This window comes from Pseudomonas sp. 11/12A, assembly GCF_000800055.1.
GTDB lineage: Bacteria > Pseudomonadota > Gammaproteobacteria > Pseudomonadales > Pseudomonadaceae > Aquipseudomonas > Aquipseudomonas mohnii.
Genome location: NZ_JUGV01000001.1, coordinates 3,917,495 through 3,930,472, shown reverse-complemented (window position 1 = coordinate 3,930,472; position 12,978 = coordinate 3,917,495). Strand labels below are relative to the sequence as shown.

The 12,978-nt window shown below is 59.0% G+C and carries 15 protein-coding genes; 8 read left to right on the top strand and 7 right to left on the bottom strand.

Going from position 1 to position 12,978, the window contains the following annotated elements; all coding sequences use genetic code 11:
- Positions 1–77: 77 nt before the first annotated feature.
- On the bottom strand, positions 78–869 hold the full coding sequence (locus GQ39_RS18065) for a dienelactone hydrolase family protein (protein ID WP_047532279.1): 792 nt from the start codon (positions 867–869) through the stop codon (positions 78–80).
- 145 nt (positions 870–1,014) lie between these two features.
- Here GQ39_RS18065 and GQ39_RS18060 point away from each other — a divergent pair, with 145 nt between their 5' ends.
- From GQ39_RS18060 to GQ39_RS18050, 3 genes are all read left to right on the top strand, one after another.
- Positions 1,015–1,617: a membrane protein gene (locus tag GQ39_RS18060; RefSeq protein WP_047532277.1), complete on the top strand. Its 603-nt coding sequence runs from the start codon at positions 1,015–1,017 to the stop codon at positions 1,615–1,617.
- 122 nt (positions 1,618–1,739) lie between these two features.
- Positions 1,740–2,417 carry a response regulator gene (locus GQ39_RS18055; RefSeq protein ID WP_047532275.1) on the top strand — a complete coding sequence of 226 codons (678 nt, stop codon included), beginning with the start codon at positions 1,740–1,742 and terminating at the stop codon, positions 2,415–2,417.
- Entirely contained in the window at positions 2,414–3,760 is a 1,347-nt protein-coding gene (locus GQ39_RS18050) for an ATP-binding protein (RefSeq protein ID WP_047532273.1), read from the top strand. The genes GQ39_RS18055 and GQ39_RS18050 overlap by 4 nt, the downstream gene beginning before the upstream one ends.
- Positions 3,761–3,785: 25 nt before the next feature.
- On the opposite strand, the gene GQ39_RS18045 is transcribed toward GQ39_RS18050, so the two are convergent.
- A complete protein-coding gene (locus GQ39_RS18045; RefSeq protein WP_047532271.1) occupies positions 3,786–4,784 on the bottom strand; it encodes an AraC family transcriptional regulator in 999 nt (332 codons plus the stop codon).
- A gap of 339 nt (positions 4,785–5,123) precedes the next feature.
- On the opposite strand from GQ39_RS18045, the gene GQ39_RS18040 reads away from it, so the two are divergent.
- Positions 5,124–6,458, top strand: coding sequence for a dicarboxylate/amino acid:cation symporter (locus tag GQ39_RS18040; protein ID WP_047532270.1), 1,335 nt, complete (start codon positions 5,124–5,126; stop codon positions 6,456–6,458).
- 143 nt (positions 6,459–6,601) lie between these two features.
- Positions 6,602–7,783 carry a CaiB/BaiF CoA transferase family protein gene (locus GQ39_RS18035; protein ID WP_047532268.1) on the top strand — a complete coding sequence of 394 codons (1,182 nt, stop codon included), beginning with the start codon at positions 6,602–6,604 and terminating at the stop codon, positions 7,781–7,783.
- 6 nt (positions 7,784–7,789) lie between these two features.
- Here GQ39_RS18035 and GQ39_RS18030 read toward each other — a convergent pair whose 3' ends face one another.
- Both GQ39_RS18030 and GQ39_RS18025 read right to left on the bottom strand, forming a co-directional pair.
- On the bottom strand, positions 7,790–8,284 hold the full coding sequence (locus GQ39_RS18030) for a SprT family zinc-dependent metalloprotease (protein ID WP_047532266.1): 495 nt from the start codon (positions 8,282–8,284) through the stop codon (positions 7,790–7,792).
- 169 nt (positions 8,285–8,453) lie between these two features.
- Entirely contained in the window at positions 8,454–9,056 is a 603-nt protein-coding gene (locus GQ39_RS18025; protein ID WP_047532264.1) for a Yip1 family protein, read from the bottom strand.
- Between the two features lie 314 nt (positions 9,057–9,370).
- Between GQ39_RS18025 and ttcA the strand changes: the two genes are divergently transcribed.
- Complete coding sequence (gene ttcA, locus GQ39_RS18020; protein ID WP_047532261.1) at positions 9,371–10,195, top strand: tRNA 2-thiocytidine(32) synthetase TtcA; 825 nt, start codon at positions 9,371–9,373, stop codon at positions 10,193–10,195.
- Positions 10,196–10,265: 70 nt separating this feature from the next.
- The gene (locus GQ39_RS18015; protein ID WP_047532259.1) at positions 10,266–10,940 is read left to right on the top strand and encodes a DNA-3-methyladenine glycosylase I; all 675 of its coding nucleotides are present in this window, start codon (positions 10,266–10,268) and stop codon (positions 10,938–10,940) included.
- A 43-nt stretch (positions 10,941–10,983) separates the two neighbouring features.
- Here the strand turns inward: GQ39_RS18015 and GQ39_RS18010 are convergent, their stop codons facing one another.
- Genes GQ39_RS18010 through arsC form a run of 3 tightly spaced genes read right to left on the bottom strand, consistent with a single transcriptional unit; the run spans position 10,984 to position 12,357 of the window.
- Complete coding sequence (locus tag GQ39_RS18010) at positions 10,984–11,409, bottom strand: DUF2069 domain-containing protein (RefSeq protein ID WP_047532257.1); 426 nt, start codon at positions 11,407–11,409, stop codon at positions 10,984–10,986.
- A gap of 1 nt (position 11,410) precedes the next feature.
- Positions 11,411–12,007 carry an NAD(P)H:quinone oxidoreductase gene (wrbA, locus tag GQ39_RS18005; protein WP_047532255.1) on the bottom strand — a complete coding sequence of 199 codons (597 nt, stop codon included), beginning with the start codon at positions 12,005–12,007 and terminating at the stop codon, positions 11,411–11,413.
- Positions 12,004–12,357, bottom strand: coding sequence for an arsenate reductase (glutaredoxin) (gene arsC, locus GQ39_RS18000; RefSeq protein ID WP_047532253.1), 354 nt, complete (start codon positions 12,355–12,357; stop codon positions 12,004–12,006). Before arsC ends, wrbA begins: the two co-directional genes overlap by 4 nt.
- Before the next feature lie 114 nt (positions 12,358–12,471).
- Here arsC and GQ39_RS17995 point away from each other — a divergent pair, with 114 nt between their 5' ends.
- On the top strand, positions 12,472–12,939 hold the full coding sequence (locus GQ39_RS17995; RefSeq protein ID WP_047532251.1) for a TlpA disulfide reductase family protein: 468 nt from the start codon (positions 12,472–12,474) through the stop codon (positions 12,937–12,939).
- Positions 12,940–12,978: the final 39 nt, after the last annotated feature.

Here is a 12,978-nt window from a genome sequence, read left to right as displayed (position 1 = left end):
GGTAGTAGTCGAGGGTTTTGTGGCGAGGGAGCAAGCTCCCTCGCCACAGGGATGCTCGGCTCCCGATGTTGGGCGTGTCAGCTGAAAATCTTTTTGAAAAACGCCTGCATGTCCGCCCACGACTTTTCATCCGCCGGCTTGTTGTAACCGATGTCCGGCCCGCCATGATCGCCGTGGCTCAAGCGATCGGCATCAGGGTTGCTGAAGCCGTGCTTGGCACCGTCGAGGCTGACGAATGTGTAGTCGGCGCCGGCCTTGTCCATTTCGGCTTTGAACGCAGCGACATTTTCGGGAGTGATCATGCTGTCACGGGCGCCGTGTTCGACGAGGATTTTCGCTTTCACGCTGCCTGGCGTAGCGGGGGTATTGGTTGCCAGTGCGCCGTGGAAACTGACGACACCCGCCAAGGGCACACCCTGACGCGCCGCATTGAGCACCACGCCGCCACCGAAGCAGTAGCCGATGGCGGCTATTTTATTGGGGTCGGTTTGCGGCTGTTTCTTCAGCAGATCGAGCCCGGCCTGGAACCGTGCGCTGGCCACCGCGCTGTCTTTCAAAACGGCTTGCATGAAAGCCATGGCGTCCTTCGGATGTTCGGTGTTCTTGCCGTCACCATACATATCGATGGCCAGTGCGCTGTAGCCCAGACCGGCCAGATCCCGGGCACGTCGTTTGGCGTAGTCGTTGAGCCCCCAGAACTCATGCACGACCACAACACCGGGTCGCGGTCCCTTGATCGCGTCGTCGTAGGCGTAATAGCCGATCATTTTCGTGCCGTCGGCAGTTTGGTAGGGGATTTCCTGGGTCTTTATGGCGGCCTGGCTGAGCCCGCTCAAGGCCAGCAAGAGGACAGCGAGGAACATGCGCATGGTCGAATCTCCTGTTGAAACTCTTGGAAACACTCGGGAAGAGTTGGTTCAGCTTAGGTTAAGGGCGCGTTCAGGGGGAGTTCAGGGCGACGTAAGTAGTCTTGCCCCGTAGCCAATAAACAAGCAACTCACTAGGAGTTTCACTATGACTGGATTCAAAAAACTGCTTCTGGCATTCACCGTTTTGGGCGCAAGCACGACAGCGTTCGCGTCCGACGACACTTTCGGTAGCCTGACTTTAGGGCAGACCAGCGACAAGATCAAAAAGTCCCACGCCCTGAACGACAACCTTAATCGTCCGAACGCTGACGGCGTGATTGGCAAGGACGCAACCTGGGGTGTGCGTCTGGGCCAGCAAAACAGCCAAGGGCGCTACTACGCCACTTACGACAACGTGTCGGGCTCGCACAATGGCATTAAACTGCGTCAGGAAAACCTCTTGGGCAGCTACGATCTGTTCTACCCGGTAGGCGGCACTACCAAACTCTTCGGCGGCGCCTCGGCGGGATTGTCCAAAATGACTCAGGAGTCGCCAGGTTTCAGTCGCGACAGCAATATCGGTTACACGTTGGGTGGTCAGGCGGGAGTTTTACAGCAGATTTCGCGAAATACGTCAGTTGAACTGGGGTACCGTTATCTTCGAAGCAATGCCAGCATCGAGATGAACGAGCGCGGTGGCAGCAAACAGGGGGCTCTGAGCCTGACCAGCAGCGCCCAGACTTACGTTTCCGCCAACTACGCTTTCTGAAAAAAAACGTTCGCGACGGGCCGGCACCGGATCAGCCATGAGGTTGAACCGGTGCCGGCCTGTACACTATCGAGGTGCGCTGTTCGTACCTCTGGAGACATTGATTTGCCTGGGAGCGTGTTATGAAACTGCTGGTCGTCGAAGATGAGGCGCTATTGCGCCATCACCTGCAAACCCGCCTGACGGATAGCGGACACGTAGTCGAGTCCGTGGCCAATGCCGAAGAGGCTTTGTACCAGACCGAACAGTTCAATCATGACCTGGCGGTGATCGATCTCGGTCTGCCGGGTATGGGCGGGCTCGACCTGATTCGCCAACTGCGCTCGCGGGGCAAGACCTTTCCGATCCTCATCCTCACGGCGCGTGGCAACTGGCAGGACAAGGTCGAAGGCCTCGCCGCCGGTGCTGACGACTATGTGGTCAAGCCGTTCCAGTTCGAAGAACTCGATGCCCGGCTCAATGCCTTGCTGCGTCGGTCCAGCGGTTTCACCCAGTCGACCATTGTCGCCGGGCCGTTGCTGCTTGATCTGAATCGCAAGCAGGCATCGCTCGACGAGCAGCCACTGGCGCTGACGGCATACGAGTACCGCATCCTTGAATACCTGATGCTCCATCACCAGCAAGTGGTGGCCAAGGATCGCCTGATGGAACAGTTGTACCCGGATGACGACGAGCGTGATCCGAACGTGATCGAAGTGCTTGTCGGCCGCCTGCGGCGCAAGCTGGAAGGGCCGGTCGGGTTCAAACCGATCGATACCGTAAGGGGCCTCGGCTACCTGTTCAATGAGCGCTGCAGTTGATTCGTTCTCTACGCGTTCGCTTGATGCTCGCCGCCACCCTTCTGGCGGTGTTGTTCATGCTCGCGTTGCTGCCGGCCATGCAGGGTGCGTTCAGCCTGGCTCTGCAGGACTCCATCGAACAGCGTCTGGCATCGGATGTGACGACGCTGATCTCCGCCGCCCGGGTGGAGAACAATCATCTGCAGATGCCGGCGCAATTGCCCGACGAGCGCTTCAACCTCACCGACAGCCGTTTGCTCGGTTATATCTATGACCGTGAAGGTCATCTGGTCTGGCGGTCGAAGGGCACTCAGGAGGAAAACATCAATTACAAGCCGCGCTACGATGGGCGCGGTAACGAGTTCGCAAGAATCAACGAAGCCAATGGCCAGGAGTTCTTCGTCTATGACGTCGAGGTCAAGCTGCTGGGTGGTAAAAGCGCGGCTTTCAGCATTGTCGCGCTGCAGCCGGTGCGCGAATACGAACACACCCTTGAAGGACTGCGGGAAAACCTCTACCTGGGCTTCGGTGCGGCATTGCTGGTATTGCTGGCCTTGCTGTGGATCGGTCTGACCTGGGGCTTGCAGGCGTTGCGCCGGCTCAGTCAGGAGCTGGATGAGATCGAAGGCGGTACCCGCGAAAGTCTCAGCGAGCAACATCCGCGCGAACTGCTGCGCTTGACTGGTTCCCTGAACCGCTTGTTACACAGCGAGCGTGAGCAGCGCAGCCGTTATCGCGACTCCCTTGACGACCTGGCGCACAGCCTTAAAACCCCTTTGACGGTGTTGCAAGGCGTCAGCGAAGACATGGCGCAACGCCCGGAAAATCGTGAGCAAGCCCGGGTCCTGCAAACCCAGATCGAGCGCATGAGTCAGCAGATCAGCTATCAATTGCAACGCGCCAGCCTGCGCAAAAGCGGTCTTGTGCGCCATCAGGTACAGCTGCAGCCCGTGTTGCAAAGTCTGTGTGACACTTTGGATAAGGTTTATCGCGACAAGCGCGTGCGAGTCGCCATGGACTTGCCGCCGCAGTGTTATGTGCCCATCGAGCAGGGCGCCTTGCTGGAGATGATGGGGAACCTGCTGGAAAACGCTTATCGCTTGTGCCTTGGTGAAGTGCGAATCAGTGTTCGCCAGACCTTGAGCGGCATCGAGTTGTGTGTCGAAGACGACGGCCCCGGAGTCCCCACCGACCAGCGCGCGCGAATCCTGCAGCGCGGTGAGCGTCTTGACCGCCAGCATCCGGGGCAGGGCATCGGCCTGGCAGTGGTCAAGGACATCATTGAAAGCTACAGCGCCAAACTGACCCTGGGCGACTCACCCTTGGGCGGAGCGGCGTTCCGGATTCATTTTCCGGCGGTTTGATCCTGGGTTCCTACAGGTTATTCCTTCAATTCTCCTGAGCGCGGTACGCCCCCGGCGTCAGCCCCGTCCACTTCTTGAACGCCCGATGAAACGCCGAGGGCTCGGAAAATCCCAGCTGCTCGGCAATCTGTTGCAACGACAGGTTGGCGCGGCTCAAATGATAAATCGCAATGTCACGACGCAACTGGTCCTTCAACTCCTGAAAACTGCTGCCTTCTTCGCGCAAATGGCGGCGCAAGGTTTGCGGGCTGATGTGCAGGTGCGCGGCCACGGCTTCCAGATCCGGCCAGCGCGAACTGTCGCGACTGAGCAGCCGCCGCAGCTGACTGCTCAAACTGTCGCCATCGTCAGGACGCGATAGCAGATCGGCAGGGGAGCGCTCAAGAAAAAGCTTGAGCGTCCGCTCGTCCTGCAACAGCGGCATGTTCAAGTAGCGGCTGTGAAACAGCAGGCTGCTGTGCGGGGTGGAAAACTCAAGCGGACAGGAAAAAAGCAAATCGTATTCGGCCCCATGCTCCGGTCGCGGGTAGCTGAACGTGGCTTGTTCCAATCGAATGCGCTGGCCGATCAGCCAGCTGCCGAAGCGGTGCCAGATCACCAGCAGGCTTTCGGTGAGGAAATGGTCCGGATCCCACAGATGCGCATCGTCCAGGCTCAGGCGGATCATTTCATCTTCACGCGTCAGGGTCAGGCGCGGGGCATCGGGGAATAGGCTATAAAACAATAAGCCACGGTTGAGTGCCTTATCCAGATTTCGGCAGTGGATCACGGCATGACACATCATTGCGAAGCTGCCCGGCTTGCTCTGGCCTTTTCCGAATCCCAGGTACTCGTCGTCCAGTGCCAGCCAAAGTGCTTGGATCAGTCGAGCGAACTGTTCCGGAGCTATACGCGCCCGCGGCTCGCTGAGCAATTCGGGGCTGATCCCCAATTGCTGCAACAGAGCCGAATAGGCATAACCACGCCGTTGCGCGCCACCGAGGGCGGCACGGGCGAAATGACTGGCGATGGTGCGTTCGCGCATGACAGGCAAATCCATCTATTGAGCGACGGATGGTAGCGGCGGCACTTGCCAATGAACAGGGCGGATATCCGCCAAATTGCAGGATAAGATCCGGTCGATGGGCGGAAATCCGCCACTGCAATCTATCCGCCGGATAAACAGAAAATGCTTGCAACCCTTGCTGTCAAAAGGCTTGCAGGGTTTTCGCGGAAGGTGGCATGGGCCTTGCGATACAACGAGCAGATGCCTGCCGTCGCGCGGCTCGAAAAAACAAATCCCTCCAGTGCAGGAGGGTTCGCAATTCAGGTGCCGTGGATAACAGATGGATGTTGTCACCGCGCACTCTTGAGGAACTTTGCAATGACGACTCGTCAGCCACTGTACAAATCCCTGTATTTCCAGGTGATCGTTGCAATTGTCATCGGTATTTTGCTCGGTCACTACTACCCACAGCTCGGTGTGGCCGTTAAGCCGCTGGGTGACGGGTTCATCAAACTGATCAAAATGATCATCGCTCCGATCATCTTCTGCACCGTCGTCAGCGGTATCGCCGGCATGCAGGACATGAAGTCGGTCGGCAAGACCGGTGGTTACGCACTGCTCTACTTCGAAATCGTTTCTACCATCGCCCTGCTGGTGGGTCTGGTTGTGGTCAACATCGTGCAGCCAGGCGCTGGCATGCACATCGATGTCAGCACGCTGGACGCCTCCAAAGTCGCCACCTATGTTGCGGCCGGTGCCGATCAAAGTGTCGTCGGCTTCCTGCTCAACGTGATCCCGACCACCATCGTCGGCGCGTTCGCCACGGGCGACATCCTGCAAGTGCTGATGTTCTCGGTGATCTTCGGTTTCGCCCTGCATCGCCTGGGTGCCTACGGCAAGCCGATCCTCGACTTCATCGATCGCTTCGCCCACGTGATGTTCAACATCATCAACATGATCATGAAGCTCGCGCCAATTGGTGCCTTTGGTGCCATGGCGTTCACCATCGGTGCCTACGGTGTCGGGTCGCTGGTGCAACTGGGTCAGTTGATGGCCTGCTTCTACATCACTTGCCTGCTGTTCATCCTGATCGTGCTGGGCGCTATCGCTCGCGCTCACGGTTTCAGCGTGCTGAAAGTGATCCGCTACATCCGTGAAGAACTGCTGATCGTGCTGGGCACTTCGTCCTCGGAATCGGTACTGCCTCGCATGCTGATCAAGATGGAGCGTCTGGGGGCGCAGAAATCCGTGGTGGGTCTGGTGATCCCGACCGGTTACTCGTTCAACCTCGACGGCACTGCGATTTACCTGACCATGGCGGCCGTGTTCATTGCCCAAGCCACCGATACTCACATGGATATCACGCACCAGATCACCTTGCTGGTGGTACTGCTGCTGTCCTCCAAGGGCGCTGCGGGCGTGACCGGCAGTGGTTTCATCGTACTGGCCGCCACCCTGTCCGCCGTGGGTCACCTGCCGGTTGCCGGTCTGGCGCTGATCCTCGGTATCGACCGCTTCATGTCCGAAGCCCGTGCGCTGACCAACCTGGTGGGCAACGCCGTTGCCACATTGGTGGTGGCCAAGTGGGTCAAGGAACTGGACACCGACGTGATGCACGCCGAGCTGGCCTCGGGCGGTCGCGGCATTGCCGATGAACCTAAGGACGATGTTCTGGGCCACGTCGAAGGGGCAACCCCGACTAACGCCAAGTAAACCTTGTCATGATGAAAAAACCCGCTTCGGCGGGTTTTTTTTGCCCGCGACCTGAGCACAAGGGTCACCGTCACTGGCACATTAGGTGATTGCCCCTGAGCGTCTGGCTGCCTAGTCTGGGGCATCGTCTAGGGAGAACATTCATGGTTGGTCCACTGGCATCACTCAAGGTTCTGGATTTTTCGACACTACTGCCCGGGCCGTTCGCCTCGCTGCTGCTGGCGGACATGGGCGCCGAGGTCCTGCGCATCGAGTCGCCGACTCGCATGGACCTGCTGCGCGTGCTGCCGCCCCATGACCGGGGCGTTTCCGCCAGTCATGCCTACCTCAATCGCAACAAGCGCAGCCTGGCGATGGACCTCAAGCAACCCGAGGCGCTGGACGTGATCAAACAGCTGCTGCAGGACTACGACATCGTCCTTGAGCAATTTCGCCCTGGCGTCATGGAACGATTGGGCCTGGGCTATGAAGCCTTGAAAGCGATCAATCCGAAGCTGATTTACGTGTCGATCACCGGTTACGGGCAGACCGGCCCCTACAAGGATCGCGCCGGGCATGACATTAACTACCTGGCCCTGGCTGGGCTATCAAGCTACACCGGCCGCGCTGACAGTGGGCCGCTGCCCTTGGGCGCCCAGGTGGCGGATGTCGCCGGAGGCTCGCTGCACGGGGTGATCGGCCTGCTGGCGGCGGTGATCGCTCGGCAGCAAACCGGTCTGGGGCAATACCTGGATGTGAGCATGACCGATTGTGCGTTCAGTCTGAACGCCATGGCCGGAGCCGGGTATCTGGCCTGTGGCGTTGAGCCGGGTCGGGAAGACCAGATGCTCAATGGCGGCAGTTTCTACGACTATTACCGCTCCCGGGACGGGCGCTGGTTGTCGGTGGGCAGCCTGGAACCGGACTTCATGAAACGGCTGTGCACGGCCTTGGGGCTGGAGGAACTGGCCAACCTCGGCTTATCGCCGCAACCGGCCCAGCAAAAGCGCCTCAAGGACGCGCTGAAGGTCGAGTTCGAGAAGCATGATTTTGCCGAGTTGTGTGCAATGTTTGCCGGTCTGGATGCCTGTGTCGAACCGGTGTTGAGCCTGAGCGAGGCGGTGCAGCATCCACAAATGCAGGCGCGGGAACTGGTGACCGAGGTGCCACGGGGGGATGGTACGAGCCAGCTGCAGATGGCGTGTCCATTGAAGTTTTCGCAAGGTTTGCCGCAGCCCGGACATATTGGCGCGACGCTGGGGCAGCATACGGATCAGGTGTTGGATGAGTTGGGGTATAGCGTTGAGCGGATTGCTGAATTGCGGCGTGCCAAAGTGGTTCTCTAGCGTCCACTACTCGACCCGCATTTCCCCGCTGAACACCAACGTGCTTCGACACCGCCGACACAAATACCGTCGGCCCTGTCGTACCAGGCTGTGGCGCTGCGCCGAAAACGGAAAGTCACTGTCTGCGCACGGGCATTTATAGATGTAACGGGTCACGCTGCGGCGTTTGACGTCATAGGTGTGGCAGCGGTTGGGCGGCAGTTCGTATACGCCACGCATGATCAATTGCCATTCTTCGCCATGGGGCTGGATGCGGTCGCCGAACAGTTGATGGGCAATCAGGTGCGCGACTTCGTGGGCTACCGTCTGCTTGAGGAAGTCTTCGGTGTTTTCCCGATACAGTTGCGGGTTGAAGCGCAGCAGGTTTTCGTGCAAATGCGCGACACCGGCTTTTTGCCCGCGCAGCTTGAGGCTGACCACGGGGCGTTTGAAAGTTCGTTTGAAAAAGGATTCGGCTTGTTGGAAACAGTCTTCGACGCGGATATTGAGTTGCTCGGGCATGCTTGATGGATCTCCAGAGGTGTCGAGTATGCCGCAACCCTCGAGCCTTGCGAATCGCCGAATCGCCGAAGCGCCGAATGGTTGTTGCCGTTGTCTGTACTGGAGGCATTAAAAGGCCGCCTTGCGGCGGCCGGTGTGTCGGCAGATCTAGTTTTTGGAGGGTGTGTTGCTAATTGGTATAGATCGGCCCCACGCCGAGTCCCCAGACGATCACGGTGAACGCCATGATGGCCACCAGCACCACCAGGCCTACGGCAAGTACTGAACTGGAAAACAGAAAGCCTTCGTCGGATGGAATGTTCATGAACGTCGGCAAGCCGACATACAACAGGTAAACGGTGTAGCAGATCGCCGCGGTGCCGACGATCATTCCCAGCCACATGTGCGGGTACAGTGCCGCAAGGCCGCCAATGAACAGCGGGGTTGCGGTGTAGGTGGCAAATGCTACGCAACGCGCCAGGCTTGGATTGGCATCATAGGTGCGGGCCATCCAGTGGATGAACGCGCCCATGACTGCCACGCCGCCCAGCATGGCCAGGTACGACATGATGGTCATCCATAGCGCGCTCTCTTGGGTCAGCATCACCGGCGCTCGATTGCCGATGACCCAGCCGACCTGTGTGGTGCCGATAAACGCCGACACCGCGGGAATCGCCGCCAGAATCAGTGTGTGGGTCAGGTACATGTGGCTGATGCTTTCCTCCTGGTCGCCACGGATTTCTTTCCATTCCTGATCAGGGTGGGTGAAAAGCCCCACTACGTGATGGATCATGCCAGTCACTCCTCTTGTTTTTACCGTCGCCCCCCAGTGGAGCGCTTACGGGCCAAATTGGCCAAGTAAGTTACAGGTCTGGATATGAATGCGACCTTATGTCGCAGTATAGGAAGGAGTTTCCCTTGAGGGAGTAGGGGTATTAGAGCAAATCGCGCTGTAAACGCGCGTCTTAATCGCCGTAGAGTCTGTGCAGGACCGAATTTACGGGGAGGGAGCTGGCTCGCTGGCCACATGGGCCCCGAGGGCCTTCGCCAGCGGAGTGTTTTTGCGTAAAATGCCGGCCTTTCGTCACACCTCACGGATTTCGCGTCATGGGCACTCTTACGGTCAACCAGAACAAACTGCAAAAGCGCCTTCGCCGTCAGGCCGGTGAGGCAGTTGCCGACTTCAACATGATTGAAGACGGTGACAAAGTCATGGTCTGCCTGTCCGGTGGCAAGGACAGCTACACCATGCTCGATGTGCTGATGCACTTGCAGAAGGTGGCGCCGATCAAGTTCGAGATCGTGGCGGTGAACATGGATCAGAAGCAACCGGGCTTCCCTGAGCACGTGCTGCCGGCCTACCTCAAAGAGCTGGGCATCGAGTACCACATTGTCGAGAAAGACACTTACTCGGTGGTCAAGGAGCTGATTCCGGAGGGCAAGACCACCTGCTCGCTGTGCTCGCGCCTGCGTCGCGGCACGCTCTATACCTTCGCCGACGAAATCGGCGCGACCAAAATGGCGCTCGGCCACCATCGTGACGACATTGTCGAGACGTTTTTCCTGAACATGTTCTTCAACGGGTCGCTCAAGGCCATGCCGCCAAAACTGCGCGCCGACGATGGCCGCAACGTGGTGATCCGCCCTCTGGCCTACTGCAACGAAAAAGACATCCAGGCCTATTCGGACCTCAAGCAATTTCCGATCATCCCGTGCAACCTCTGCGGCTCCCAGGAAAACCTGCAGCGTCAGGTGGTCAAGGAAATGCTGCAGGACTGGGAGCGCAAGACCCCGGGTCGTACCGAGAGCATTTTCCGCAGTCTGCAGAACGTGATCCCGTCGCAATTGGCGGACCGCAACCTGTTCGACTTCACCAACCTCAAGATCGACGAAACGGCGGCTTCGCGCTTCGTCAATGTGGTCAATCTCTAACCACAATCAATACAGGAGCGAGCAAGCTCGCTCCTGTATTTGGCTTTCGTTTCAATCCTCAGGAGAGGGCATGCGCGACTACAAGTGGCTGAATGAATACTGCTTGAACCGTTTCGGTTCGGCGGCTGAACTGGAAGCCCATCTGCCCGTTCCCAAGACCCCGGCGCAATTGCGCAAAATCAGCGACGATCGCTACCTCTCGACCATGGCATTGCGTGTATTCCGTGCCGGGCTCAAGCACAGTCTGGTCGACGCCAAGTGGCCGGCCTTTGAAGAGGTGTTCTTCAAGTTCGATCCGGAAAAAGTCGTGCTGATGAGCGCTGAACATCTGGAGCGCCTGATGCAGGACGCGCGGATCATCCGCCACTTGGGCAAACTCAAGAGCGTGCCGCGCAATGCGCAGTTCGTGCTGGATGTGGCCCATGAAAAGGGCAGCTTCGGTGCGATGATCGCCGATTGGCCGGTGACCGATATCGTCGGGCTCTGGACCTTCCTGAAAAAGCGTGGCCATCAGTTGGGCGGTCTGTCGGCACCGCGTTTTCTTCGCATGGTTGGCAAAGACACTTTTGTGCCGAGCTATGACGTGGTGGCGGCATTGAATGCACAGAACATCATTGACAAGGTGCCCAGCAGCCAGCGCGATCTGGCGTTGGTGCAGGGTGTGTTCAACCAGTGGCATGAGGAAAGTGGCGGACGGCCGATGAGCCAGATTTCGATGATGCTGGCTTACACCGTGAATCATTGAGGCCGAGTCGACCTATCGCGGGCGAGCCCGCGATGGCTTCAGATCAGGCGGCAGAGATTTCGCCTTCGCCCGCCCGCTTGCGGTTCAACTGATACCGCCAGCGCACATACAACAGTGCCGAGCAGAACACGGCCAGGCTCGCGCCCATCTCCAGCAAGCCGAAAATCTGCCGGTTCGGGTCATAGGCAGCCAACGCGCCCTTGATGAAATACAGGTTCACCACAAAGCACATCCATGAATGTCCACGGGCGCTGCCGACGATCATTCCCGGCGCCAGCAACAGCAGCGGCACCAGTTCGATCAGCAGGATCACCCAAGGCCGCGCACCGTGCAGATCGGCGACTGCCAGGTAGTAGACGCAAAGCAGCCCCACCAGCCCGAAAAAGCACAGCAGGCTGATGACGCGCATGGCCCGGACCCGGGGGGTGAGCCACTCGATGGAAGGCAGGATCTTCGGCTTCTTGGCCACTTCAGCGCTCCAGTTTCTGGGCAGTCTTGGCCAGGCGTGAGCCCAGCGCGCGGCACAGCGCCACTTCATGGGCATCCAGAGCGCTTTTGCCGTCGGCACCCGCATGGTGGCTGGCGCCATACGGCGTGCCGCCACCCTGGGTTTCCAGCAGCGCCGATTCGCTATACGGCAGGCCGGTAATCAGCATGCCGTGGTGCAGCAACGGCAACATCATCGACAGCAGCGTGGTTTCCTGGCCGCCATGCAGGCTTGCCGTGGACGTGAAGACCCCGGCCGGTTTGCCGACGAGGGCGCCGGTCAGCCACAGGTTGCTGGTGCCGTCGAGAAAATACTTGAGCGGCGCCGCCATGTTGCCGAAGCGGGTGGGGCTGCCCATTGCCAGGCCGGCGCAGTTCTTCAGGTCGTCGAGGGTGGCGTAGAGCGCGCCTTCGTCCGGAATCTCTGGCGATACGGCTTCGCATTCGGTGGAGATCGCCGGCACCGTGCGCAACCGCGCCTCAAGGCCGGCCTGTTCGACGCCCCGGGCAATCTGCCGGGCCATTTCGTTGGTCGAGCCACTGCGGCTGTAGTACAGCACCAGAATGTAGGGCGCAGTCACGGCAGCAGCTCCAGAATCTGCTCCGGCGGACGGCCGATGACGGCTTTGTCGCCGACTTCGAGAATCGGACGCTCCATCAGTTTAGGGTGAGCGGCGATGGCGGCGATCAATTGCGCCTCGGTCAGGCTGCTGTCGGCCAGGTTGAGGCTCTTGTACTCGTCCTCGCCAGTGCGCAGCAGTTGTCGGGCGCTGATCCCGAGTTTGCCCAGCAGGCTCTGGATTTGTGCAGCGTCCAGTGGCGTTTCGAGGTAGCGCACCACCGACGGCGTCAGGCCACGGGATTCAAGCAGTTCGAGCGCACCGCGGGATTTCGAGCAGCGCGGGTTGTGATAAAGCGTCAGATCGGTCATGAGCGGGTCGCATCTTGCGTAAGGTGGCGGCTATTCTAACTGTGCAGCGCGCATTCCTGTACCGCGAGAGGCGATGGGTCGCAGGCGCATTCAATTTTTGACAAGGAACACGACATGACAAGGCGACTGGCAGCGGCATTGACGATCATCGGGGCGTTGATGCTGGGGGGTTGCGGTAATGACTACGGCATTGACCAGAACGGACAGAAAGTCGCCGCCGATCGTCTGGACGGTAAGTGGCTGGTACTCAACTATTGGGCGGAATGGTGCGGCCCGTGCCGCACCGAGATTCCGGAATTGAACCACTTGGCCGACCAACTCAAGGACAAGAAGATCGGTGTGTTCGGGGTCAATTTCGACAATGTACAGGGCGAAGATCTGAAAGGTGCCAGCGAGAAACTCGGGATCAAGTTCACCGTGTTGGCGCAGGATCCAGCCGATTTGTTCGAACTTCCACGCAGCGAGGCGTTGCCGGTGACGTACATCATCGATAACAAGGGCAAGGTGCGCGAACAATTGATGGGCGAGCAAACGGCGGCGGGGGTGATGGCGAAGCTGGAGGCGTTGCAGGCTAAAAACTGACTTTAACGATGTGAACGCTTGTGGCGAGGGGCTGTCGGA